The organism is Brevibacillus daliensis (assembly GCF_021245735.1).
GTDB lineage: Bacteria > Bacillota > Bacilli > Brevibacillales > Brevibacillaceae > Brevibacillus_B > Brevibacillus_B daliensis.
Window position 1 is genome coordinate 16,040 of the sequence record NZ_JAJISB010000022.1, and the last position, 26,179, is coordinate 42,218.

General features: G+C 39.0%; 25 protein-coding genes and 2 riboswitches. Of the genes, 5 read left to right on the forward strand and 20 right to left on the reverse strand.

Annotated features, from left to right (window positions below; translation table 11 throughout):
• Positions 1 to 153: 153 nt before the first annotated feature.
• From LM917_RS15595 to LM917_RS15630, 8 genes are all read right to left on the reverse strand, one after another.
• Positions 154 to 432, reverse strand: a complete 279-nt coding sequence (locus tag LM917_RS15595) for a hypothetical protein (protein WP_232698462.1) — start codon at positions 430 to 432, stop codon at positions 154 to 156.
• Positions 433 to 486: 54 nt separating this feature from the next.
• Positions 487 to 2,130 (reverse strand): hypothetical protein, encoded by a 1,644-nt coding sequence (locus tag LM917_RS15600; RefSeq protein WP_232698463.1) that lies wholly within the window; start codon positions 2,128 to 2,130, stop codon positions 487 to 489.
• A 4-nt stretch (positions 2,131 to 2,134) separates the two neighbouring features.
• Positions 2,135 to 5,656, reverse strand: coding sequence for a DUF4132 domain-containing protein (locus LM917_RS15605; protein ID WP_232698464.1), 3,522 nt, complete (start codon positions 5,654 to 5,656; stop codon positions 2,135 to 2,137).
• A 38-nt stretch (positions 5,657 to 5,694) separates the two neighbouring features.
• Positions 5,695 to 6,834: a VWA domain-containing protein gene (locus LM917_RS15610; RefSeq protein ID WP_232698465.1), complete on the reverse strand. Its 1,140-nt coding sequence runs from the start codon at positions 6,832 to 6,834 to the stop codon at positions 5,695 to 5,697.
• A complete protein-coding gene (locus tag LM917_RS15615; protein ID WP_232698466.1) occupies positions 6,819 to 9,203 on the reverse strand; it encodes a DUF5682 family protein in 2,385 nt (794 codons plus the stop codon). Before LM917_RS15615 ends, LM917_RS15610 begins: the two co-directional genes overlap by 16 nt.
• Entirely contained in the window at positions 9,164 to 10,264 is a 1,101-nt protein-coding gene (locus LM917_RS15620) for an ATP-binding protein (RefSeq protein ID WP_232698467.1), read from the reverse strand. The genes LM917_RS15615 and LM917_RS15620 overlap by 40 nt, the downstream gene beginning before the upstream one ends.
• 278 nt (positions 10,265 to 10,542) lie before the next feature.
• Positions 10,543 to 10,710: a hypothetical protein gene (locus LM917_RS15625; RefSeq protein ID WP_232698468.1), complete on the reverse strand. Its 168-nt coding sequence runs from the start codon at positions 10,708 to 10,710 to the stop codon at positions 10,543 to 10,545.
• A gap of 33 nt (positions 10,711 to 10,743) precedes the next feature.
• The gene (locus LM917_RS15630) at positions 10,744 to 10,917 is read right to left on the reverse strand and encodes a hypothetical protein (RefSeq protein ID WP_232698469.1); all 174 of its coding nucleotides are present in this window, start codon (positions 10,915 to 10,917) and stop codon (positions 10,744 to 10,746) included.
• A gap of 323 nt (positions 10,918 to 11,240) precedes the next feature.
• On the opposite strand from LM917_RS15630, the gene LM917_RS15635 reads away from it, so the two are divergent.
• Positions 11,241 to 12,518, forward strand: coding sequence for a helix-turn-helix domain-containing protein (locus tag LM917_RS15635; protein WP_232698470.1), 1,278 nt, complete (start codon positions 11,241 to 11,243; stop codon positions 12,516 to 12,518).
• Positions 12,519 to 12,906: 388 nt separating this feature from the next.
• Here LM917_RS15635 and LM917_RS15640 read toward each other — a convergent pair whose 3' ends face one another.
• Both LM917_RS15640 and LM917_RS15645 read right to left on the reverse strand, forming a co-directional pair.
• Complete coding sequence (locus tag LM917_RS15640) at positions 12,907 to 13,284, reverse strand: VOC family protein (RefSeq protein WP_232698471.1); 378 nt, start codon at positions 13,282 to 13,284, stop codon at positions 12,907 to 12,909.
• A 213-nt stretch (positions 13,285 to 13,497) separates the two neighbouring features.
• Positions 13,498 to 14,679 (reverse strand): MalY/PatB family protein, encoded by a 1,182-nt coding sequence (locus LM917_RS15645; RefSeq protein ID WP_232698472.1) that lies wholly within the window; start codon positions 14,677 to 14,679, stop codon positions 13,498 to 13,500.
• 187 nt (positions 14,680 to 14,866) lie between these two features.
• Positions 14,867 to 14,966, forward strand: a riboswitch (TPP riboswitch).
• Positions 14,967 to 15,044: 78 nt separating this feature from the next.
• Positions 15,045 to 15,144: riboswitch (TPP riboswitch) on the forward strand.
• Positions 15,145 to 15,238: 94 nt separating this feature from the next.
• Between LM917_RS15645 and thiD the strand changes: the two genes are divergently transcribed.
• Positions 15,239 to 16,057, forward strand: a complete 819-nt coding sequence (thiD, locus tag LM917_RS15650; RefSeq protein WP_232698473.1) for a bifunctional hydroxymethylpyrimidine kinase/phosphomethylpyrimidine kinase — start codon at positions 15,239 to 15,241, stop codon at positions 16,055 to 16,057.
• The gene (thiM, locus tag LM917_RS15655) at positions 16,050 to 16,886 is read left to right on the forward strand and encodes a hydroxyethylthiazole kinase (protein ID WP_232698474.1); all 837 of its coding nucleotides are present in this window, start codon (positions 16,050 to 16,052) and stop codon (positions 16,884 to 16,886) included. The genes thiD and thiM overlap by 8 nt, the downstream gene beginning before the upstream one ends.
• 127 nt (positions 16,887 to 17,013) lie before the next feature.
• Here the strand turns inward: thiM and LM917_RS15660 are convergent, their stop codons facing one another.
• Positions 17,014 to 17,556, reverse strand: coding sequence for a hypothetical protein (locus LM917_RS15660; RefSeq protein WP_232698475.1), 543 nt, complete (start codon positions 17,554 to 17,556; stop codon positions 17,014 to 17,016).
• 163 nt (positions 17,557 to 17,719) lie between these two features.
• The gene (locus LM917_RS15665; protein ID WP_232698476.1) at positions 17,720 to 18,325 is read right to left on the reverse strand and encodes a TVP38/TMEM64 family protein; all 606 of its coding nucleotides are present in this window, start codon (positions 18,323 to 18,325) and stop codon (positions 17,720 to 17,722) included.
• 344 nt (positions 18,326 to 18,669) lie between these two features.
• Between LM917_RS15665 and LM917_RS15670 the strand changes: the two genes are divergently transcribed.
• Together LM917_RS15670 and LM917_RS15675 are read left to right on the forward strand one after the other, a co-directional pair.
• Entirely contained in the window at positions 18,670 to 19,371 is a 702-nt protein-coding gene (locus LM917_RS15670; RefSeq protein WP_232698477.1) for a DUF3885 domain-containing protein, read from the forward strand.
• A gap of 321 nt (positions 19,372 to 19,692) precedes the next feature.
• Positions 19,693 to 20,274, forward strand: coding sequence for a DUF2238 domain-containing protein (locus LM917_RS15675; RefSeq protein ID WP_232698478.1), 582 nt, complete (start codon positions 19,693 to 19,695; stop codon positions 20,272 to 20,274).
• A gap of 95 nt (positions 20,275 to 20,369) precedes the next feature.
• Here LM917_RS15675 and LM917_RS15680 read toward each other — a convergent pair whose 3' ends face one another.
• The 8 genes from LM917_RS15680 to LM917_RS15715 form a co-directional block, all read right to left on the reverse strand.
• Entirely contained in the window at positions 20,370 to 21,008 is a 639-nt protein-coding gene (locus tag LM917_RS15680) for a Crp/Fnr family transcriptional regulator (protein WP_232698479.1), read from the reverse strand.
• Positions 21,009 to 21,343: 335 nt separating this feature from the next.
• A complete protein-coding gene (locus LM917_RS15685; RefSeq protein WP_232698480.1) occupies positions 21,344 to 21,841 on the reverse strand; it encodes a flavin reductase family protein in 498 nt (165 codons plus the stop codon).
• A 67-nt stretch (positions 21,842 to 21,908) separates the two neighbouring features.
• Positions 21,909 to 22,706 (reverse strand): cyclase family protein, encoded by a 798-nt coding sequence (locus tag LM917_RS15690; RefSeq protein WP_232698481.1) that lies wholly within the window; start codon positions 22,704 to 22,706, stop codon positions 21,909 to 21,911.
• Position 22,707: 1 nt separating this feature from the next.
• Complete coding sequence (locus LM917_RS15695; protein WP_232698482.1) at positions 22,708 to 22,998, reverse strand: hypothetical protein; 291 nt, start codon at positions 22,996 to 22,998, stop codon at positions 22,708 to 22,710.
• Positions 22,983 to 24,011, reverse strand: a complete 1,029-nt coding sequence (locus tag LM917_RS15700) for a thiamine pyrophosphate-dependent enzyme (protein ID WP_232698483.1) — start codon at positions 24,009 to 24,011, stop codon at positions 22,983 to 22,985. Before LM917_RS15700 ends, LM917_RS15695 begins: the two co-directional genes overlap by 16 nt.
• Positions 24,011 to 25,246 (reverse strand): phenylglyoxylate dehydrogenase, encoded by a 1,236-nt coding sequence (locus tag LM917_RS15705; RefSeq protein WP_232698484.1) that lies wholly within the window; start codon positions 25,244 to 25,246, stop codon positions 24,011 to 24,013. The genes LM917_RS15700 and LM917_RS15705 overlap by 1 nt, the downstream gene beginning before the upstream one ends.
• Positions 25,246 to 25,542 (reverse strand): 4Fe-4S binding protein, encoded by a 297-nt coding sequence (locus LM917_RS15710; protein WP_232698485.1) that lies wholly within the window; start codon positions 25,540 to 25,542, stop codon positions 25,246 to 25,248. Before LM917_RS15710 ends, LM917_RS15705 begins: the two co-directional genes overlap by 1 nt.
• A gap of 6 nt (positions 25,543 to 25,548) precedes the next feature.
• Positions 25,549 to 26,124, reverse strand: a complete 576-nt coding sequence (locus tag LM917_RS15715; RefSeq protein ID WP_232698486.1) for a 2-oxoacid:acceptor oxidoreductase subunit gamma family protein — start codon at positions 26,122 to 26,124, stop codon at positions 25,549 to 25,551.
• Positions 26,125 to 26,179 lie beyond the last annotated feature (55 nt).

Here is a 26,179-nt window from a genome sequence, read left to right on the forward strand (position 1 = left end):
GCTCATTTTATAAATGTAATTTGACCATCATGATAGTCCTTTTTTTCGCCAAACATCTAAATAATACCTATGATTGTGAACATAAGAGGACAGGAGATTCTGTGTAAGCTGAGTGTCCAATTAAATATCCTCCAAATAATTTCCTCGATTATATTAACCTTTTTCCTCCACCAATTGAACATACTGACAAAGATAGAAGTACTTCTGCACAACACCATCTATCACTGTCTGGCTGTCCATTACATACCTTCTTCCTTCTGTAGCCATTCCTTCTAGTATACGTACTAAAAACATCATATCCAGATCTTTCGCACTTTCCATAAATCCATGTATTTCTTCAATATCTCGTTCATCAAGCTTCGCCAACCCCTTCAATAACAATCGCTCAGCCCAATCATTGATCTTCTCTACCAATTGATTTACAGCATCCACTCGTTCACCACGCTCCACCTCTATACGTCTAGCTCAGCCTTCCCCAAGCGCTACCTATTTCAAAAGGTCGAGTTTCAAATTGCTAATCGTATCTTCTTTTAATATACTGATCGGATAATTCATCCCATCGTACTTCTGGACCAAGATATATAGATCACGGAGCTCCAATAGCCTCTTGCTCTTCTCCAGAAACTTCACATTGCTCTCCCATTCCTGATTGTAGGGAATTGTTAATGTAAGCTGGTTCTGCTCAGCATCTTCCACCACCAAGTCTAGGTTCTGCGTCATCGAATTGAAGGAGGCGCTACTAATCATTGCTACCTTTAAAATAACAAGATTATCCCGTCTTTCCTGAAACAACTGAATCTCATCTTCTTCTGACTTTTCCATCCAATTGGTAACAAGATATTCACTTAAGTCAATCTCTTCAATAGGGATTCTCTCTTGTAACTCTAGCCTCGTCTCTTCGTTGGAAGACAAGCGTCGTTCACGATTTACTTTGCACCCCTTAAGCTGAAACTGCGCTCCAGACAAACTTTTCATCGTGATGTCTTTACCCCATGGTGATTGTTTCCCATAATAATCCTTGAAGGAAAAAGTAGCGTCGTCGTAATAAACGGGGCGGGACTCTGTAAACGTATAGATTTTATGATTATCCAACGAGTAAAAGTAATAGGTGATACCTCTGTACGAAGAGCGGGTCTCCCAAGGATTCGCACCCAACGCATATAGCCGTAATCGCGGAACCAAATAATATTTACTTTTAAAGCTACCTATAAGTTGTTTCTTTTGTTTTATTGATCCTTCTTTTTCCAATGCAACAATACTCATATACATCTGGGTTATTTTCTCCAGAAAAACCTCTTGTGAAAATCGTACATGACGTTTTAAAAACAGTTCCAGTTCACCCTTAGCGCTGCGCAACCCCTTCTCCAATGTGGGCAAGTTTCCATTATGTGCTGCGATTGCCAACACTTCTAATCGAGAGCAAATTGTCTGTGGTAATTTTGCTAGGCCCAAAGTGATGACTTCTGTAAGGATTTGCTTGCAGTCTTGTATAACCTCACTCGAATATTCCACTGATTGACCAGCCTGATATAACAAGTCAAAATCTTCATCACCGTGCATCATGCGATACCGCAATAATGCCTCCAGCCTATGAATGCAGCTTTCATTTTGCCTACAACTGCAAATGCTTTTACTACAATCTGCTTCCTCTACAAATGAAACCTCTATTCCTTGCACATTCAGTTTCACCGTAAGAAAAGAACCTTCTGAAACTTCAAGTTCTTCCTCATGCAAAATCCGAAAGAGTACTTCCTCAATCTGTGCACCAGTAAAATTTTTTTGGATCTCTTGGAGTGATTGAGTAAGCAGCCAACTATAATCTGCCTGCTTACTCTCCACTTCAAGTTCATTATGCTCTTTGTAATATAGAATTGCGATCAGCACGTGCTTACAGATTTTATCTGATGGGCAACTGCAGGAGTAACTGTTGATATGGTTCGTTAGCGTACAAACGGCTCCATCGTTTAATGTACACACCACATGGTCCTGATGAAACGTGTATACCACTTGTACTCCTTTTTCCATATCTTTTATTGCCCGATTGTATAGTCCCTTGTTAGCATGTTTTATTACATACTCTTCTGTACAAAGTGACAAAAACAGTTGAAATTGTTCTTGAAAATCCGCCATTTTTTTATTTCCCCGTAGCCCGCATCACATCATAAATCGTTTCACTAAATACTCTTGGAGAAATATCTATGAATTTCAATGCCTGATTATTGTCATAGTAATGATAGCGATCTTGTTTGTTCACATAGAAGGCCAAGCCTTCCAGTGTAATATCTTCCATACCTTCATAATAAGAGATACTTGCTCCACTTATACGTAGCTCCGCAATGATCCCATCATATTCTTTATAAAACTCATGGTAGAAACCCGCATCCTGAGCTATTCCTTTATACCAGCCGTATTTTTCGATATTTTTCGCAAAGGTTGTAGGTGTAAATTCTTCATCTGGTAAGCGCATGATCTCATTCTTTTCAATCTCTTCTTCCGTAGGCAGGTGGAGCTCGCGGTCTAACTGTGCAAACGGTTGGGTAATTTCGTAGTCCAGAAGCTGTGTTTTCCATGCTTCCAACTCATCTTGGCTTAGTTCAATCGGATGCACCAAGCCAATCTTGGCATTGTCGTTACATTCATACTCTTCTTCGTCGGCAGTATTACATGTTCCATCATCCAGATAACGGAACGTTTCTACCCGCTTACTGTCCTCAAAAACTCCCCAGATAAGACCGATAGCGAACTTTTGCATGATTATATTCTCAACAAACAGATTTTTCCATGCTGCTGTGCTCCACAGTCTTTGTTTGGATAGAGAACCTTCCAAACGTAATGACTGGATACTTACCATGGTTTTCAAGTCTTTCTTCAACTGAGAAAACTCCGCTTTAGCTTGTTCTGCTAAAGTTGCGTCATCTTTTGCGGCTGGTGCAGGCAGGTTTTTCACTGCTTTTCCAGTCTCATCATTTGTTACGACAAGCTGTAGCTCGTTGTTTACTTTTACAGTAAAAGTTCTCTCCCCGTAGCTAAAAACGCGCTTGCCTGTTTGATCAAAGCCAAGCATTGTAACCAGTCTATCTTCCAGTTCTTCTGAGGTGATATTCATATTCCGTGCAGCCATTTCCATAGCTTCCTCTGACGCAGATCGCACTTGTCTATTTTTTACTGTACGCTTCACCTGATCAATGGTGATCAAGGCTGTGAGCTCCCGCATAAAGGACAAGGCTTTTACTGCATCTGAAGCAATAGCACCACGACCTGACTCAGCCCATTCCTTGATTTGTATGCCCAGGATATCAACAATTCGGCGGTCTCCAAAAGCTGTGCTGATAAACAGCACCCCTTTTTCTTTCGCTGGGGCTTTGTTATCGATCCACATTTTCAGGAATTCCACTGCAAAATTAGCTAGGGAGTCTGGGGTTGCATACTCTTTTACTTGCAATACATTTTCATTAGGAGCAGCAGTACATTCTAGAGATTGAGATATAATATACTCTTTCACTTCAGAGCCTAATTCTTTACCATCTAGGTCTTTCAAGACTGGAAGATGTTCGATATCCAACCATTTCAGTCGTGCCAATTTCTTTTTATCAACCAGATTCCCCAGACTCGCATGTATGTCAGCAGGGCTTAATGATGCAGATTCCAACAAGCTTTGGAGCAGTGCTTTGAACTTTTTGTTCGTCTCACTCTCCAACAACTCTCGATAGATTGTCTCAGAATCAGGTAATCCTCGCATTGCCTCTAATGCTAACTCTTTACTCTTTGCTTTCTTCTCTGACTGGTAAACACCCAGATAAAAGTCTTTCTCTTTTACTTGAAAAAATTCAGCTTGGACAATACTGCTCACTTTCTTAGAGGTATCGTTCAAACCTTGTTGAATCGCCTGATAGTAACGCTCTTTTCCCAATACTTCTTTTTCCTTGATAATCGTTTGCATGACTATCATTCTCGAATCCACTGTAATACTTCCATACTGAGGCAGGAGCATATCAAAATAATCGATTACTATTTTTTGATATGCTGTATCCGTTAATTTTTTTTCGTAATAAGCATTTCCTTCATGATTGAGAATCTCCAGTAGAAAACGCTCGATTTTCATTTCTTTCTCATCTGCATATTTTTCTAATACCTGAAACGGATCAAAATATTTCGATTTATATAACGTGTTTAGAAGACTTATATTCTCTTCACTGTTACCATAATGGGTCAAAAAGGTAACAAACTTCTTATAAATGGGATGCTCTACGCCAAGAAACGTTAGTAAACTCATTTGTTCTTTGATAGCATAGGCGTTCATTCCCTTTTCTTTAGAAGAAGTTGATTCTGCTGATTCGCTTACTGCATCTTGTAAGGAAATTTTATCCATCAAATATTGATAAAGGTTACGTGTCTGGTGATGTTTTTTCAGAGAGCCCATCACGATATCTTCCAGAGACTGGTCTTGTTTAGACATATCTACACCATTATCCTGGAGGATTTTATACAAATAGCCCTTGATCAAATCGTCAGAGATAATCTCCAGCGCTCTTTCTGCCTTTTTGAGATCAGAAAGCACTCTTTTATCAGAAAGGTCCCACGAAATCTGGTGGTTGTGTAATTCTCTTATGAGGTGAACAACAAGATCATATGGTTCCGTGGTGGGCAGTATTCCATCAAGTAACTGATTCGTATGAGCTTCCTTGTTACCATCGTTATGTAGTAACGAATAAATAAGCTCAAGTGGAATGATTTCATATAGCTGTTGGAGCGTTTTTAGAAGTGCTTGATCTATCTCATCCACTTGTTTCAAGAAGGCTTCTTTGCTTCCTGTTAAATTAATCTTGTACAGAACAGCTGCTGAAACTACAGTCGAGTAATATCGATAATCCATATGATCCAGTGCTTTATTTTCACCAACTCTTACATCTGGAAAACACTCCTGACAAATACGTTCTCTCTTCTCATGTAAGAACTGCTGGTCAAGAAAGTTTACTGAAGGGGAATTCTCTTTCCTCGCCCTTGGACTGGTAAAGAGTTTTTCAGTAATAATAGCTAGTTCCTGTTTCACTCCATTTTCATCATTCATCATCATGTTGAACATAAAAGGATGAATACGTTCTTTTACTTTCTCAATAAAGCTACGGCCAACTTCAGAAATATAAGTAAGTTTTACCATGAGCTTTACAGCCGCATCTGTTGAATCGTAATTATTACGCAGGTTTACTTTAAAACCACCCACGATGTTGTCGATATAATATTCGAGCACACGATCCCCCATATATTCTTTGACACTTTTGATCTGATCAAGAAACCTTTCTTTTTTTTGCTCCACATTTTTCAGATCTTCACCGAGATCAATTGTCTCTAGATAATCATCAAACAACGTATGCATCAAGGAATTGCGATTATAGGATTTTGTACCAGTAAAAAACAGCACTTCTGCAGCCCTGTAAAAAGATTGGTCCGTTCCTTTTTTCTTCATTTTCTCTAAAATGGAGCGTGAATCATAGGCATTCACATTCGGAAAGACCGTAATCCCTGGATACTTGTTACTTTCACCGGACACATAATCGATGAGCTCTTCATATTGATCGGAATTAATCTGAAACTCATGAGAAAATTTAGTGGCAAATAACGAAATGAGGGGGTCAACCTGACTTTTTTTCAATACCATTGTAATTCCTCCTTGGGTGAAGCTTATAAGTTAACGATCTACTTCATAACTTTTCCAATCCACTGGGCTAACTCATTTGGCGTAATGGCTGCTACTTCAGCTCCCATATCGGTCAGCATTCTAGCAGCGGACTTGTTATAGACGCTATTCCCTGCAAAATCAAGAGCTGTCAGGACAAGAAATTTACATCCTGTATCAATGATCTCTTTACTAGCTCGATACATATCATGAATCGGATACCCTTCTTCCAGATCACTTACCAGGACAAAGATAGTTTTGTCAGGATTCTCTAGTAGAGTCTTACCATATTTCAAGGCCTTGGTAATATGTGTGCCTCCCCCCAGCTGAACACTCATCAATAGGTCAACCGGGTCCTCCAACTGATTGCTCAGGTCTACAACATTCGTATCAAAAATAACCAGATTTGTTTTAATCGCAGCTAGTCTATGAAAAATACTTGCCATGACTGAGCTGTAGATTACCGAATCCATCATACTCCCACTTTCATCTACCAGAATGATGATATTCCATCTGTTATACGGTCTTATATTGCTATGAAAATATAACTCATCGATCACGAGTCTATTATTTTTCCGATCATAGTTCTTCAGGTTTTTGCGTATTGTTCTCTTGTAATCGAGATTCTTCAAAGACTTGACGTATCCGCGTTTTTGTCGATTTCGCTTTCCCATTATGCTAGTCTGAATCTCTGTTTCAAGTGTTTGTATTATTTCATCCACGACTTTTCGAACAATCTCCTTCGCGCTTTTCACCACTTCACCCTTCATGTATCCCTTAAATTGCAAAATATTCTTCAGTAGATTCATATTGGGTTCCAGCTTTTCTAGCACTTTCTTGTCTGTAAGTAGCTCTGTCATGTTATACTTTTCAATCGCCTGTTTTTCCAGAATTTCTACGGTTTTTTTCGGGAAGAGCTTTCTCACTTTATTTAGCCAGATTGGCACCGTTAGCTGCGGGGGCCCTTGCCCACCATCCATCCGATATCCTTGCTCCTCACCGTACTCTCTGTTGTAGAGGTAGCCCAAGACATCATCTAGCTCCGAATAGGTAAAATCGGTTTCCTCATATCCTCTCACACCTGAAAGGGATTCTTTGGAGCCCTCACCCAAGATGAGTCGCCAGCGATTGAGATTTTCTTTCGTTACATGAGGTTCCATCTGGCGAACTCCTCCTTAATGGCATGATCCAGCTTTTTCGCTCGTATTATTTCTCGTTCATCTATGGCTTGGCATGTGAGCAGTTCCTCTCTCGTCGTGTTGTAGAGAGCAGCTACTTTATCTGCAATATGAGTAATTTCCAAAGGTGTAAAGTAGGTAAAAGCCAAGCGTAGCTCAGGAGTAACCTGAATAAAATCCTCGTAGGAGAGAGTACTGACTAGTTGATTAATAGCTGTGAGTAAGTTTTCATCCTGCAAAAATACATCTCGCGCTATAGAAAAAACACCTTGCAAATACGTAGCGGTATGAAGGATTTTATCCGGAGTACCAAAGATATAAGCTTTCGCCTTACTAGAAATCTGCTCCCGATCTAATACATCCAGATTACAAAGAATAGCGGTCACCGCTCCCTCTAACATGGGATGCAACTCTTCAAATGAAAGTAGTTCACGTAATTGATCGATAAATATCTCTTCTTGGGCGGTTTCTTTCCTTTTCGCAGATAGCATATAAAGAAATTTCAGATTCTCTACTATCCCTTTTACCTGATCGGGATTAGGCTCTGTAAGCCCATAAATTTTGCTTACTGCTTGGTAATAAGTCTCATCTATTAATCGCTCTACTCGCTCTGGACCCTGCAAATCAAAGAGCCTTTTCTGATCATGTAAGATTGTTAATGTTGTAAGAGTCTGACAAAGAGAGATAAAGCTTCCATCTTGCTTCACATAATCCTCTACTAGATTAAACAAGCTGATGCTTAGTTCTTCTAGCCCCATCAAGACTGCCTGCAAGAGCCATGTAGCTGCACCATGACTATGGTGATTTGGTACATCCTTTATCACAGCTTCTATCTTGCTGATTGCAGCCTCTTTCACACTTCCACCATAAATCGAGTTCTCGATCAGCCTTGCTTCCACGTAAGACGAGTAGCTGTACGTCCACGTTTCTCTAATGAGATTAACATTTTTGTTCATAACCCAATCTGGTCCTGCGATCTTCATAGCGAACTCTGTCCCTAGAAATTGTACGGAATGAAGAAATTGACTTGCCTTGCGATGCATAGGCTTTGCGTAGAGTTCCAAGATCTTCTGGTTTTTGCCAGTGGTCTTTAGTTGAAATTTGTATTTTTTACACTGCTCTCTAAAATCTCGTACGATCGGAACATCCAGGTCATTCTTCACGATTTCCCCGATCCTGTCGCCCATCATAAGCTCGTGTAATGTCTCAATCGGTTGAGAAGTGGCAATCGTTCTTTCTCCCTTGGTAAAAGCAGAGGTAACCGCATCAATTAATTCGTATGCGCCACCTTCCGACTTAGAGCGCATCACTGAAAGTCCCTGAACCAAACTGTACGCTTCAATCGCATCAGCAACAGATACTGACTCCCCTTTTGTACGCAATCTCTTTAACAGATGGGATAAAAAACTGGCCGCGCTCTTGTGATAGGGAGACACTTCTTTTTTCTGGATTGCACTCCAAACCGTGTCATAGTAATTTACATAAGGCATCCCGCTTGCATACCCATTCAAATGATCTGCTTCCTTAAAGGTATATACCATCGGATATACTTGCTCACTATTGACTGGCTTGATTTGATAAGCAGATGTACGTTCTTCCAGCAAACCATATGTATGGAATCCGCCCGTCACGACTAGAATTTTGGCATATTTTTCACGTGCCTCTGCGATTCTTTTCTTCATATGCGCTTCTCTAATGAGATTTCCCTCAGCTTCTAATGTGTCATATTCGTAACACATCCTCGACAAGTAGCAGTAGGCAAATACCTCATGGAAAAAATCCTCTGTGGTTTTACGAATGCCTTCAATTTCAAATACCTTTTCCCATAACTCATCAAAATTACGACAATTCATCTTTTGGCAAAGTCTTGTGATAAACATGGAACTGGCAAGTAGTGTCTCATTGTGGTAGGAATTCTTTTTGTTCTCTTGTTTTAGGTCATGCCCCTCATCAATTGACTCCAGTCGACTTCCATAGCTTAGATCAATAAATTGGGCTGGTATGCCTAGATTCCTCGCCATTTTTAACGCAACGTATTCTGGTGAATATTCAAGCATCGGATAATAGCATGTATAGTTTTGTTCAGTTGTAGAGTAGGAATAGTAGATACTTACAGGTGGTTTGGTCTCTTCATGGGCCAAAAGCTCAATGATGTGATTGCTATTTTCTGGTCCTTCAATCAAAATAATCTCGGGCTGGTAGCTGGTAATTGTTTTCTGCAAATGATAGGAGCATGCGGGACTATGGTGTCGTACAGGAATATAAACAACCTGTTCTTGTAGATTACATACCTTTTTTTGAAATAACTCTGTTATCTGATCCATTTTTTCTCGTTGTAATAAGCTTTCCATAGGCCCTCTTCCTTTGCCCTTTCTTTTACCACTTTCGAGAAATACGTATTGAGAACATTGATATCCTTATGATTTTCCTTCGCAACAGCCCCCAACATGTTTTGGACTAAGCGTTCTAAGGAAATTGGCTTGTTATCATAAAAATAGGAAGACATCGCACTTTGTACATAGACAGATACGGCCTCGGCAGTACTCATAACGGTTTGAGGTGTATCAATCTTGTAGCCTTCCTTTGTCTCTCCTGTTCGTAGTTCTAAAAATGTTGTAGCTAATACTTCTATCACGTTCTGGTCAACTTCAATCTCAATGCCACTCTGTTGCAGGATGTTTTTAGATTGTGCCTCAATGATTTGCGCTTCCATTATCACATGATTAATTGGGAAGATCGTCTCGAAGTTAAATCTTCGCTTCAAGGCACTGCTCATCTCGTTTACACCTTTATCGCGGACGTTAGCCGTAGCAATAATATTAAAGCCTGGTTTCGCGAACAGAATGCCATCTTCTAACTCAGGTATGTTCATCACCTTATCGCTTAAAATACTAATCAAAACATCTTGCACCTCATATGGGCAGCGTGTTATTTCTTCAAACCGTGTCAGGATGCCTTTTTTCATCCCTGTATATAAAGGAGAAGGGACAAGTGCCTCCAAGGAAGGGCCTTTATCGAGTAGCATCGCATAGTTCCAAGAATATTTAATCATATCCTCCGTTGTTCCTGCTGTACCTTGAATGGTATTCGTGCTCGTTCCCGAAATGGCTGCTGATAACAACTCGCTTAGCATCGTCTTCGCTGTCCCCGGCTCCCCTACCAGCATTAACCCCCGATTCCCTGCCAATGCAACAATTGCTCTTTCAATCAGCACGTCATCTCCATAAAATTTTTTGCTAATGGTAACTTGTTCCCCATGTAATTCTAATGGCTTCTCTGTTCCCAAAATAAAATCTCTGACTGACTTTGGTCCTAACAACCAATTGGGCGGTTTTGCACCTGTATCATTTGCTTGCAGAGCTTGAAGCTCTTTTTCGTATAACTTTTCCATTGGTGGTTTCATGGTTTCCATGGCAAAAAGTCCTTTCTTATGTAGGTAAGTAAGGTATATTTTTATAATAATGAAATAATGATCAGAAAAATGATTTCATTTCTATTATTCATATTAATACTAAGTGGTAAAAGAGGAAAAAGGCCCAGAGGCATGAGAAAATTAAGATCATATGTTCTACTTTTTGGCAATACTAAACAACCTTAGTCCTGTAGAATACTCGAACCAAGGCAGCTTAGTGGTTTCAGTTTTATTACTGTATGCTTTGCTAGGGAAAAGATCATCTTATGTTGGGTCCATTAACTAAAAGAAGCCGCAATGACAAAACCAACCATCGATATCCCCACAATTAGTAGCAAGGTCTTTTTAGAAGGCTTAAACTTCCCCTTAAAAAGCCAGTTATAATTAAACATAGCAAAGGTAGATAGCAAAAACGCTAGAGTTGATAGAAGTCCAAGATATGCCATTTTCTGTCTCTCCCTGATGTTATTATGTATCTATTACAATTTACCTTCTACTTTCATTTTAACTAATTGATTAATAACCCCAATAATTACAATGACACCAGCTATAATCCAGAACTCTGTAACAGTAATGATGCCTGCTAACTGAAAAAAGAATGCGACCATCGGCATCGCCAAAAGTAAGAGGTGTATGATCTGAATAATTTTCATGTCTGGTCACTCTCCTATTTTCATTTTTTAAAGGGCAATTCCTTTCATTGTAATCCAGATAGACTGCTTTTGTTATGACTCCGAAGAGTGGCATTCTACTATTAATATTATCAGAATGAGATTCATACACAAGGAAAACTGCTTGTTTTATCCCTTCTTTTTCGCTTCTGCATTTTTTTGTCTCTATAATAAAGAAATGTATCAATAAGTTAATTTTTATTTACAATAATATACATTCTATATAAAATAATCATATAGTATTTTTAAAATTTTGTCTCAAAGCATGTAAAAGGTCATGAAAGTGTTAACTTAGGGGGATAAGTATGATAGAAAATCTTACCTTCAAGACGATCGGGGACATAATCAGAGAAAAAAGAAGCAAGGTAGACATTAGCTTGTCTGAATTAGCGCGATTAGCAGGAGTTAGTAAGAGTGTCATCTTTAAGATTGAATCGGGCGACACAAAACGTCCAGAGTTAAGTACAGTAAAAGCACTGATTACTCCACTGCAAATTACATTTGAAGAAGTTATTACATGTTATATCGAAGTGGAAAATCGCACAGATGTCCTACTAGAATTCTTATCAGAAGCGATTAATGCACATAATATCTCGTTAATTGAGAATATTGCAAAAAAATATCTAGAATCTTGTCGTGAGGACACTTACACCCAACTAGAGTCTTTATACAATCTTGTCATTGTCTCTACAAATGATGACGTTACATTATCGCTTGCTAACGTTATTAGCAAATATTCAAGGCAACACGGTGTACCTCTATACATGGCGAAAGGGTTATACCAAACTTTCATTATTAAATGCCAAGATTTAAAGTTGCAAGAGGAGTCTTTTAAATTAGGTGAAGAAATTCTAAATTATTTAGATTTTTTAGGCAAGGAAAATAAAGTGAAGTTTCTATATCAAATGACATTTCAAGCTCATGCTATTGAAAAATATGAAAAATGTGTTGAACTTGGAAAGATGGGGCTGTTAGAAGATGAAACAGAAAACGAAGAGAAAGAGAGGGTCGCACTAGCAATTTGTAACTCTTTCTTCCGTTTAAATAACTACTTGGAGCTTGAACAACATTTGCAAGAGTATGAGAGACTAGGTTATCGTTTTATTATCAATGGTGCTAAATACTTACGTACAATAGCTATGTCAAGGATGGGAGAGTATGAAAAAGCAATCCCATTACTAAAAGAGCTGGTGGAGGAAGCCACAGACAACCAACGATTGCACCGAGTTAATCAATTACTAGAAGCGCTGGTTGCAGTTAACGACATGTCTTCTCTAAAGGCAATCTTAGATCAAGAGGAAAGAAATACTTTTGTCAGATTATATACTCCTTATAAATACACAGAGTTAGGTAATTATTATAAGTACAAAGCGAAATATCTTGTTGCTAGCGGACATTTTGAAGAGGGGATTAATACTTGTCTCATAGCTATGGATTGTTTTGTTAAAATTAATTCATTGCCACAGATAGCAGAAGTTTCAAATAATATATTCTCATTTTATTGCGCTAAAGATAGAGAATTAGAATTAAATATTCTGAAAAAACTGAAAGAAGTATATAATATATTTAATGAAAGCAACTAAAGGAGGAATAAGCTATGGGTAAGCATTATATTGTTCTGACTCTTTTGACATTGACTTTGTTCAGCTCATCGTTTAATGTAACTAATCTAAGCACAGTCCATTCTCCAAATGGAGTGCAACCATATTGCGAAGACCCTCAAGGGTAATTTTTTTGGTTACCGTACTTTTTGCTTATTTGGAATAGGGGGCGTAATTGCCTCCTATTTTAATATTTCATTGGGTTCGATAATATATCTTCTGTAAAATAATCACAAAAATTTCTATTGGAAAATTATTGGGACAAGTAATGCTGGGACTGAATATAGAAATAAAAAGCATATTTCAACAACTTCTCCTGCTAAAAGGGATTGTGAGACTATTACTGTCACTCCCGTCCTTATTCAAAAAATTATTTGGAAGTGATTCGTATAAAATACCCATCTGGATCTACGATTTTAAAACCTCTCATGTCCCACGAGTACTCTTCAATTTCAACCTCAATCGGATAATTATTTTCTCGACAGCGCTCATATACTTCCTCTAGTAGATCTACAACTATGATTAATTCAAAACCATTACCTCTACTCGTATTTCTTTCTGTGTGTGTAAAATAATGATTTTCTCCTAGAATTGAATCAGAAGTAACTAGTAAAGAAAAGCAATCATAATTAAACCGACCACATACTTCATTTCTACCAAACAGCTCTAACCCTATTATCTGTTGGTAGAATTGTAGAGATTTTTCAATATCCTTCACGTACAATTCATTTCTGAATACGATCCCCATTTATACATCACTCCTCTATTTCTCTCACTTACCTAGCCAGAATTCGAGTAGCGAATCTGTAATAAAAGAAGCCTCAAACCTTCTTCTCCCCCTCGTTTAAAACTGTTTTAGTAATTATGAAAATGGCACACTCTCTCAGGACCATTCATTCCAAAGGGGGTGTGCCATTCTCTTTCTTTATTCACTAAACTTGTATGCCATGTCTTCGGAAGATCAGGATGGTAGCTTACCTTTGATTTTTTCCAGATAGCTTTGATGAATCAAATGCAAGGCATCCATTAAGACAGCTTTCGTGCATGCGACATTGATTCTGACGAAACCTTTTCCTGCATCACCATACATATCTCCTCTATTAACTGCCACTCCAGCAGATTGAAAGAAAGAATGTAACTCATCGTTATCCATGTTCCACGCCCGCATATCCAGCCACATCAGATATGTGGCATTCGGTTCAATCATAGTGATCTCAGGCATATTTTCTTGGAGAAATTCTCTTAGGTAACCTACATTCTGCCAGATATATGCCACCATCTCGTCCGTATATTGAGCTCCATGTGTATACGCAGCAATATGAGCGAAACCACCTAGCATATTAAATTCAAAGTGATGTTTAACAACAACTTGCTTAAACATCGTATGAATCTCCTCATTAGGAATGATCACATAAGATGTATAGAGTCCATTTGTATTAAAGGTTTTTCCCCCAGAATTAATCGTGGCACAGTTCATTGCCACCTCTTCTGACAGGGTGATAAATGGGATATGCTGTTGCCCGTTAAACAGAATGTCACTATGAGCTTCATCGCTAATGACAAAAACGTGATGCTGATTACAGATATCGGCGATCTTTTCAAGGTCTTCTCTTGACCAAGCATGTCCGATTGGATTATGAGGATTACATAACACCAAAATTTTGGTCTTCGGATCGGCAGCCTTTTTCTCAAGATCTTCATAATCGATGTGGTATTTGTTATCCGCTAACACCAGCGTATTTTCGAGAACATTCCGCTCATTACGGGTGATAATATTTTTGAAGTTGAAATAAACAGGAGGCTGAATGATGATATTATCTCCTGGATCTGTAAGAGCCTCAAGAAACATTTTCACTGCAACAATTAGACCAGGAGTATAACTTGTCCATTCAGGTAGTACGACTGTATTGTGTCGTTTTTGATACCAGTTAGAAATAGACTGAGCGAATTCAGCTGGCTGTATTCCATATCCAAAAACCCCGCTTGATGCTCTCGATGCTACAGCATCAACCACTTCTTGAGGTGGATGATAATCAGTATCTGCGACACCTAATGGATAACGTACATCTTTTCCTTCCTGATCCCATTTATAATGATGGCTGTTCTTACAATTGAATGGAATATCAAAGTTATACTGATTCAACACGGGCCACTCCTTTATTATTTCTATATAATCTGAATAAAAAACGACTTACCCTATCTTGATATATATCTGAACCTTCTGTAATTAAAATATATCACATTTTATCAAAGCGAATGTATCAGATTAGACGAAATAGTTGATCTCCCTCTCATCATAGTGTTATGATTTTGATTAATAGAACATGTACCATTTTTTGCGGGGGGACCATTTTTGGTTGAGAAGGTTTAAACCTGACCCTTAGAACCTGTCAGTTAACACTGTTGTAGGGAAGCGAATCAAGATACTCTTTCGTTTTTAAGCGAGTTCGAGTGCCTCCCTATTGAAAATCGGGTGGCACTTTTTTTAGTTATTTCACAAGTAAATACCTGATATAGCGGGGGGACCAATTCTGGTTGAGAAGGTTTAAACCTGACCCTTAGAACCTGTCAGTTAACACTGTCGTAGGGAAGCGAATCAAGATACTCTTACTGTATCTGATAAAAAGGTGCTTGCCATACTCGGCAGCACCTTTTTTCATTTATACACAAATTATGCGAACCCAAGAGAGGAATGATTGAACATGAAAAAAGCATTAACCATTGCCGGTTCTGATTGTAGCGGCGGGGCAGGTATACAAGCAGATGTAAAAACATTTTCTGCTCATGGCGTTTTTGGAATGAGCGTCATCGTTTCAGTAGTAGCTGAGAATACCAGTCGAGTTATTGATATTCAGGACGTCACACCTGACATGATAAAAAAACAGATTGACGCTATTTTTGAGGATATTGAGGTAGATGCTGTTAAAATCGGGATGCTGTCTCAACCAGCTTGCATGGAGGCCGTTGCTGATAAGCTAAAAGAATACAAACCACAAAATATTGTAGTTGATCCGGTCATGTATGCGAAAAACGGATGTGCTCTCATGAATCCTGATGCCATTGATACGTTGATACAAGAAATCATTCCACTCGCCGATCTTATTACACCCAATATCCCAGAAGCAGAAAAAATTGCTGGCATACCTATACATTCCACTGCCGATATGGAACAAGCAGCCAAGCTCATTTATCAGATGGGTCCAAAATACGTGCTTGTGAAAGGTGGTCATGCCGACGGGGACGCCCTCGATATTTTATATGATGGTGAACAGTTTTTTTATGTAAGCTCTGAGAGAATACATACCAAGAATACACATGGAACAGGTTGCACCTATTCCTCTGCAATCGCCGCCAATCTGGCATTGGGAATGAATATGCAAACCGCCCTTGAACAAGCCAAGCATTATGTGACCACGGCTATTAGACACGCCTTGCCAATTGGAAAGGGACATGGTCCGACACATCATTTTTATGAGCTGTATAAAAACGGACTATCAACAGGGGGAAACATGCATGAATAACAGCATAATAGTTGAAGTAGGAGAATTATTAGACGAGGTACGTTCCCAAAATCCATTGGTCCACCACATTACCAATTATGTCACCGTTAACGACTGTGCCAATATTACTCTTGCTATCGGTGCGTCTCCTATTATGGCGGATGATATCGGGGAAGCAGCCAGCATTACTTCCATTTCCTCTTCCTTTGTCATCAATATTGGGACTTTGAATACAAGAACAATTGAATCCATGATCGCCTCAGGTAAAAAAGCAAACGAACTGAATATCCCGGTTATTTTTGATCCAGTAGGTGCAGGTGTATCTGAGCTTCGAAACCAGACCGTGGCGGCAATCCTGGACCAGGTTACAATTAGTGTCTTACGAGGAAATATCTCTGAAATCGGATATATCAATGGATCAGAGACCACTATAAAAGGTGTAGATGCTTCCGAATCAGATAGGCAAGCTGGTTCTCAGAATGGAATTGCAATCGCTAAAAATATAGCGAATCAACTAAACTGCGTGGTTGTCATTACGGGTGAAACCGATATTGTAACGGATGGGAATAGAGTGTTCACGATAAATAATGGTCATAGCATGCTTGCCAATGTAACCGGGACGGGCTGTATGAGCGCTTCCTTGATTGGCGCATTCTGTGGAGCTACTACTACCGCTGACTATTTACCAGCAGCGATTGGCGGGACTCTTTCCATGGGTCTTGCTGGTGAGATTTCTTATGAAAAGGTTGGTCATACAGGAAGTGGTAGTTTTCATATCGGGATTATTGATGCCATCAGCAAGCTGGATGCCATGACAATGATGGACAGAGCAGATGTAAGTGAAGCCTAACTAGTAAATAATGCAATAAGGAATAGATGTAAAAAAGAGCCTTTTTTATTGTAATATACCGGCTCTTTTTTACTTCCTTCAGTAGATTAATACAATAATAATGAGCAAATTAGTTATCACCGTTCTGTTAATCTGGGCGTAATTTTAATAGAATGCTGTCAGAGATATCCTCCGATTCATTATCAATTTTTACGGCGCCATTGTTTTTAATTAACTCTATTTTCCCATTATGTGTTTCTTCTATTACCTCTTTTTCAGAAGTAGGGGTGAATGTCAGTGTAAAACTATAATCTATGGTGAAGTTGTTGTTATTTTTTTCATCTACTATAATTTTTTCGATAGTTACATCTTTTACTATTACTTTGTAATTTGCATCTGCAGCAGTAGTTGCGTATTGAGCTCTACGATCAATAATAAATCGTAAGTGTTCTTCTTCAGTTAAAAAAGATGCTGCTTTTTCGTTTCTTTTATCTATGTATGCAAATGTTGCTTCTTGCGTATCGAGTGTAGTAAATTCTTTTGGGTCATCCATCTGATATTTGATTTTTTGATAATCCTTAATGAGTTGCTTGGCTTGTTGATCTGATATCTGTCCAGTACTACAACCAAAGAGCATTAGTGAAAAACCAAAAAACACAACTAACATTGTTAGTTTTTTTGAGTTGTTCATTTAATCACTCCTTATCATTTTTATCACCATTATACCTCAAACTTTTCGCTTCATTTACATTTAATAGAATTATTTGAAATATTTATATAAATTAGTTCCTCCAAAAAGAGTCTTCCGCTATAAAAAGACTGCTTATCATGTAGCAAGCAGTCTCCTCCTATCATCAATGCTGAAATCGATTCTCCAGTTTCTTTCCAGCTAGCCATAGTAACCCGAAAGCAAACAAGGCAACTAGAATTCGCCAAGGTTGCTGAATAAAACCTTGCCAATCATGACCAATAAACGCCATCATAAAAACCATCACCGACTTACCAGCAATGAGTGAAATTACGAAGGTTCCAAAATTAACTTTACTAGCCCCAGAGGCAATGACTATTAGAGAAGAAGGAATGAATGGCAGACAAAATATCAGAAATAGAGGTGTGAATCCTTTTTCTTCAATCCAATGCAAAAATTTTTGTCCACCTGGTAACTTCTTCTGGATAAAATCACCTAGCCGCCCACCAAACATTCGAGCAAGCCAAAACACGCTAACAGCTCCTAGACATACTCCAATCCACGAAAGAAAAAACCCCAGCCATAATCCATAAGCTGCCGCATTCCCCATGACAAATACGATAAGTGGTAGAAACGGAAAAAATGACTCCAACAGTGGCAACAAGATTCCAGGTAATGGTCCAAGACTAGAATACTTTTGCAACCAACCTTCCACTTGATGAATATCGATAGCTTGTATGAAACTCCAAAGGTTTTGAAGCCATTCAATCATTGTTACTACCCCCTTTCACCAAAACAATTGTTCCGCTAACAATTATTCTTAGCTGTTTTCTCTACGTTCTTTCAATATTTTTTCTTTACATAAGTATAAACTATCTAGATCTATTTCTCCTATTTTTAAAGATACTCTCTTCCTTTATTTCCTAAAAGCTCATTATAATAACCTACCTACTATAAATATTTACATTAAAAAAGACGAATGTAACAAACAATGGTTTCTCTTATAAGATTTTCTTAAGAAAATCTTAAATTAAAGCTTTTTCTAATATATATTTTACTATGGTGAGCATTTTCTTTTTCATATAATATTAATTTTAAAAATGGGGTTCTGGAATTATGGAATTAAGGGAATATCTAAATACTACTTTTCCACGATTAATCTTGAAGCCAAGCCTTTATCATCAATGGGATATAGGCATTCACTTTGAATTCGCTAAAGGAATCTATCAGTTTAAGGATAATAATACTCTCAATCTCAACATGTTTCATCTTGTGTATAGTCAGGCGTTGTCTATTTTTAATTACCTTTTTTCCGAACAGGATGAGATTTTCCTTGTAACCAATGTTTATAATCGAAAAGACAATAAACATAGAATAAATCGGATAAAGGTTTACCATCGTTTTATTAAAAATAAAGATATAAGATTTCATTTAAGGCATCAGATTTTACCATACGTTTTCAACGATGATGAAGATGCTGACGAATATTACACTTCGCAGTTTTACTTAAAGTGTAGCAAACAAGATATACGGTACTCGTTACTAATTAAAGCAACTTGTAATGAAGATTTCCCATTGAAACCTAAATTAGGCGATAAAAATGGGGCATATTATCCAGATGTATTTTTTATAAATGCCTCTAAAAATCTAATCCTTTTTATTTATGATGATAGAGGTTGCGAGGTCATTGCTAATAATATAGAAACCATACGCCCATTATATAACCAGTACAACGATTGGATTGACAAGTATAATCGTGAAGAAATTGAACAACGTTTTAGTAACGGAAATGGTGTCATATCCACAATAAGATCATAGCCCGCCTGATTCGGTAGACTTGTAGGCATACTTGCTATCTAAATAAAGCAACTACATAATTATAAAAAAGTCCAAACGTTATCCTAATAAAGTGATAACGTTTGGACTTTTTTAATGTAAATTCGTATTAGTTTCATATTATCAGCTAAGGAAGGAGACAGTAAATAAAACCCATATCGGTACCCATTGTAATTTGATATCCCAACCATTGACTAATTGGATCATTTTATATACGAAATGATACTATTTAACTATGTAATGATGTTATACATATTTCTATCCCATGAATACATTGATCGAACATCAGAGGAGAGAAAACACATGTCAGAAAAGATCAAAAAACAAACTGTAAACACCATTCTAGAGATTGCTTTGTACGTGATATCCGGTTTGGCTTTTCTCTATTTCATCATGAATGGAAGGTATGAAAAATGCTTTCGTGCCGCTTTGATTATCATTGTTCTCCTTCTACTACGAGGTTTACTCGCATGGACAAAAAGTGAATTATCTTCACCCCTGCGCTTTTCCATTCTACTGTTTATTACCATAACCATGCTGCTTGCCAATTTATTTAATATGTATGATGTCATACCACATTTGGACAAAATCGAGCATTTATTATCTGGGGTCATTCTTTTCTTTGTCGGGCAATTTATCTTTGAGAAAATTACGAGAAAGCATCAAATGATTACTATACCACGCTCTCTTATGATCTGGTTCTCCCTACTCTTTGCCATAGCGATGGCTGGTTTATGGGAGGTTTACGAATTTTCAACGGATAAGCTTTTTGGGCTTACCTCCCAGAATAACAGCTTGGTTGATACAATGCTGGACATCATTTGTGGGACAGTAGGAGCTATAGGAGCAGTTCTGTTCCTTGTTTTCAAAGATAAGAAGCAATAGGAAATAGAACAAAACAGACAGCACGTAAGAGAAAGCAAACTCTGTGCTGTCTGTTTTGTAACGATTATGTGATTACCTTTTCCACATATCTCCCACTATAAAAAAATCCGGTTTAGCTCTTCCTTATCCTTAATGATGATCTTTCTGTTCTGTATATCAATTAAGCTGTTCTCTTTCCATTTCTTCAAAATCTTATATACGGTAATACGAGTTAATCCCGTACAATTAGCTATATCTTGCTGGGTAATGGATATCTCATTGGATTGATACACCATTCTCAGCTTTTCTATAGAAAAAGCAATATACTGCTCAGCTGTAAATGTTTTCAGCAAAATATCTTCACTTAATATCCGCATCTTCTGAACAACAGAATCAACAAAAAGGGGCAGAAACTCAGGGTACAATTGAATAATTTCCCGAAATGTCTCCAGCGAAAAATAATAAAGCACAGTATTTTTAATCGCTATGGCAGACGAGAAGTAGGCTAACTGGTCCATGGCTTGTTCGCCAAACAGCTTACCTTCCCCATGAATATCTAAAATCTTCTGGTTTCCCTCTGGTGTAGTAGCAACGATTTTTACTAATCCTGTATCTAAATAATAGAATCCCGTACCGATTTGACCTTGCGAATAAATTACTGATTTCTGTTTGATATACTGCCGCTCTCCATATGCAAGATAGGTTTGCCACGAAACATTTTGTTCCTGATGTATATTGTTCAAGATAAGAGACATTTCACGCCCTCCTCATGATCGAATATATAACGGAAAATTCTAACTATTAAAGGTATGTATGTAGGTTATATTCATCTACTTTTCCCATTACACCACCATGCCCGAACTTTATCCGAGTAAGATCCTGTATAATCAGCAGTGCTACTTATATATTCAAGAAACGATACAAGATTCCTGCGTCTGTGGATCATATCATTTACTTGCTGATACTACTAAAAAGCCAGAGCTCTTTTACTAGAATTCTGGCTTCTTTCGTATTTATGGACCTTACTATAGAGGTTATGTGCCTAAAACTTGATGTATCCATCCTGGTAGCCTGTAACAAAGATGTGGCTTTACTCGTTCCAATTTGCCGGGATACTCCCCACTTTTCTTCGGAAATAGAGAAGAGGTTCATTATCTGTTTTTTCGATGTGTTCCACTTCACCAATAAAAATGGTGTGGTCGCCTGCTTCTACTACATTTACTGTTTTACATTCCATCAAACCTGCGCAATCAGGCAATACAGGAAGCTTTCTTTCTGACAGTGACCACTTCACGTCATTAAATTTATTTGGTTCTCTGCTTGCAAAACGCCAGCATATCTCTTGTTGATCTTCTGCCAGTACATGTACAGCGAATCTGCCTGATTCTCTAAAAGCGCTTAAAGATCCAGCTTTTTCATCCACACAGAACAATACAAGCAATGGACTAATTGATACCGAGGTAAACGAATTAGCGGTCAATCCGGCTGGATTCCCTTCCAGATCTGTTGTGGTAATGATAGTTACCCCTGTTGGATAACTACCCATGATTGCCTTGAACGTATCAGTATGACTGATATGTGTTTCCATATCGTATCGCCTCCTTTATTACATAATATTCCGAATATATAAAGTAGACCTCATATACAATATGAACTTATTTCTGACGAGCTACCAAGGCAATAGGTCGAATTGGACTTCCACTGCCTTCAGTAATTTTTAATGGTGTTGCAATAATGATCGCACCTCTAGTTGGGAGCTTATCAACGTTCGTTAATTGAGAAAGTCCATACCGTCCTGCTTCGTGCATATAATAATGATTCGGGAAAGGTGGATCAAACGTTCCTGCCATTCCTGCATCAGTCCCAACCGTTTCTACACCTACACCCAGAATCTCTCTGTCGTTGGCAAGGAAGCGAGAAGCCTCCTTCGAAAAACCAGGGGTATGGGGCTGACCATCTTCACCTATATTAAAAAACTTTTCATGATCCTGTCCATATTTGCCCCAACCTGTATGCAATATGATCCACGCATTCTCCGGAATGGAACCATGTTCTTCTTCAAATCTCAAAATATCTTCTATCGTAAGCAGATAATCGGGATTCTCTTCGCATTTCTTTGTGACATTAATGACACATGCTTCCCCAATCATTTTTTTGGCTGGAATGGAATCGACCCCATCTTTTCCTTTACCAGAAATCCAATGATTAGGCGCGTCAAAATGCGTCCCAACATGCTCACCCATCGAAAAGTCGTTCCAATACCAGGCTGGCCCTGTCTCATCATACGTAGATAAACGGTTATATTTGAACCCTGCCGTATTGGCAAATGGTTCTGGCAATTGAATCACAGGTGTGTTTTCGTTAAGTGGCTGCGCCAAATCAATTACTTCAATCTCTCCGCTCACAATACTTCCCAAGAGATCCCCTAACAGATTTATTGTAGAAATACCCATTCTACTTTCCTCCTTTTAACCATTTTTCGAACTCATTTGAAGACATTTTTTTCATATGTTGTTCAATCTCCAGTTGGCGATACCAAGCCGTTTTTCGGCTTTTTCCGTGATACTCTTCGTGAATGACTTTTCCCTCTGCATCTTTAACATACAAGGTTGTCTTACCGAGCCTTACAGCATCTCCTGCTCGAAATAACTTCTCAAAGAGCCAGACGAACGGCATTCTCCATGCATGAGCCGTTGCATCTATCTCAACGTGGTAGGAACCGACAGACTCTATGTTATTTTGCATAGGTTTTTAAGTTTTCTGTAATTTTGATCAACTGAGTATTGTAGTTGGCTAATTTCTTCATCCTTTAAATGAGCATACTTTTGCATGGATCGAGTATACTCTTGAATCGGAGTACGTCTTTTTACTTCGTGAGTCATTCGGAACTTGCCATCTACACATTCCCATAACGGATAAAGATTGGTTTCGACAGCTAATCTTCCTACTTCGATTGTTTTTTCTGTCGGGAATTTCCAACCAGTTGGACAACCAGAATAGAGGTGGATATAGGACATGCCATTTTTGACCTGCATCGCCTTTTTTAACTTCTCGATATAATCAGGTAAGAAAGAAGGATTGGCAGTGGCTACATACGGAATATTATGAGCCGCCATAATCATTGGCATATCTTTACCTTTTTGCGATTTACCGTTTCCTTTTTCACCAACTGGTGTGGTTTGAGTCCACGACCATTTTGGAGTAGTACCGCTGCGCTGCACTCCAGTATTCATGTACGCTTCATTGTCATAACAGATATAGATGATATTCTCCCCACGCTCTGCTGCACCAGATAGTGATTGGAAACCTGCGTCAGCCGTACCACCATCTCCGGCAAAAGCTACTACATTCACATCGCGACCCTCACGCTGATATTGACGCTTAATTCCAGAAAGCATCGCTGCTGTATTATCTAATAGAGGGAAAAACACAGGGATCTTGGCACCTGATCCGCCTTGGAAACCAACTACCCCAATCCCACCCATACAACCAGGTGGAATCGCCAGAATCGTGTTAGGACCAAGAATTCGCAAGGTGGTACGTAGTGCAAGTTCAGCGTGGCATCCTAGACAGGCAGAATTCCCCGGCGATAGTAAATCCTCCTGTCTGATAACATCGTAATAAGCTTCCTTGATCTTTTTTTCTTCGCGAAAAATGAATTCAAACCGCTTTTTAGTAAAGAAAGAATCTTTCTTAACCAGCGTAGGTTTTGCCCCTTTGGGCTGGGTTGAATAATTTTTGCTGTCACTCGTATTCATTATAAGATCCCCTCCTTCTCCTCTTGAGGCGATTGTTCAAATAACTCCTGGATATTCACTTCATCAAGACCAAACCAGGTTACATCGCGATACTGACCACCTTGACCTACATATTGCGTAATCACGATAGCCTGCTTAATTTGATCCATCGTTACATCTGAACCACCTAAACCACCGATAAAGTCGATCATCGGAGGCATTGTTTTGCCACCAAATGCGGTTTTCAGCTCCAGATAGCTGGTTCCAAAGCCCGCTGCAAACGATACGTTACGGTCAATCGTTCCAATCGCTTTTACTTGAGACAACAATTGCGTTACCTCTTCAATCGGGAATGGACGTAAGACACGGATGCGTACCATGCCTACCTTGATGCCATGTTCACGCATCTCATCAATAGCCACTCGTGACGTACCTGCTGGACTGCCCATACAAACAATCGCACTCTCAGCATCTTCCATTCTGTAGACATCAACCATTCCACCATGATCTCTACCAAACAACTGGAGCCACTCCTGACGAACTTCTTCAATCACTTCACGTGCATATTTCATAGCTGTAACTTGTTTATGTCGGTATTCCGTAAGCATTGGACCCGCTGTTAGGGGATCGACCGCCATTGGCTCTTCTGGATCGAGCTTCACGTGGGTAATATCGGGTTTTGGCAGGAAGGTATCAACAATTTCCTGTTCAGGAATGTCAACACGCTCAGCCATATGAGATAAGGAAAAGCCGTCATAGCAGACATTAACAGGAAGCAGTACCCCTTTGTTTTCTGCTATTTTATATGCTTGAATAACGGTATCGAGCACCTCCTGATTACTTTCACACCAGATTTGAATCCAGCCCGCTTCTCTTACTGTAATAGCATCTTGTTGTCCGCCCCAAACGGTTTGTGGGGAAATAACCTCTCTGGTCACAAGCGCCATGACAATAGGTAGGCGCATCGTACTGGTGCGAATGTAAGGCTCATACATTAATGCTAGTCCCTGTGAGCTAGTGCCTGTAAACGTCCTCGCACCTGCAAAAACTCCGCCTTGCAGAACACTTAGTGCCGTATGCTCGCTCTCCACCTCTACCAGATCAGCGTCAATCTCTCCATCGGAGACAAACGTGGCCAGATATTCTACCAAAGGCGTCTGCGGAGTAATGGGATATGCTGCTAAGAGAGAGACACGTGAGAGTTTTGCTCCCCATGCCGCCGCTTTATTCCCGTTTAAAACATCTATTTTTCCCATTAGTCTTCACCTACCTCTTCAAACATGGTAATCGCATTCGCTGGACAAACCTCGACACATATTCCACAGCCCTTGCACCAATCAAGATTTGTATCATAGTGAGTGTTTAATTCAACCTTACATCCTACAGGACAATACATATAACAGGCAGAACACCGTTTGCATAAATCCGGATCAGTGACTGGACGTTGATAACGCCAAAGTCCGGTATTAACGACGTATAAACCTTTTCCAACCGAAGCAACATGATCACCAGTAAGCTGATATAGTTTATTTGGCACTTTTGGCGTACTCATCTTTTCTCAATCCACCTTTCGTAAGGGAGTATTCCTGCTTATAACCTGAACCTCGTGATAACCACGAGCGACTGCTACTAGATTTTTCTCGACTATCTTTCGAGGAAAATTACTCTCAATACATTCCGAAAGAGATTGTAAGGATACCAGCTTGGTTGCTTGAGCAAATGCCCCCAATAAAATGGTGTTAGTAATCGGTGCATGAAAAACATCCAGCGCTATTCGATTGGCATCAACAGTTGCCAATGTGACTACTTCCTGTGGAATATCATCCAACGCTATCGTTTTACGGGTATTGAGGATCGCAAATCCATCTTTCTGTATTCCATTGAAGACGGGAAGTTGAGCGATAAGCGACGAATCGAGAACGATAATTCCATCTGGCTCATACACCTGTGTTCTCTCGCGGATTGGTTTATCATCTAGCTTAACGAATGCTTCAAGTGGAGCACCTCGACGTTCAAATCCATACGCAGGAATTGATTGCCCGTAGTTCCCCTCATGTACAAGTGCATGGCACAATAATTCTGATGCCATAACCGCCCCCTGACCACCGCGACCATGAAAACGAATCTGTTTCATCTCCATCACCTCCTGTTGATTGTTTACAGTCTAGCTTGATACTCTTATAATTTAT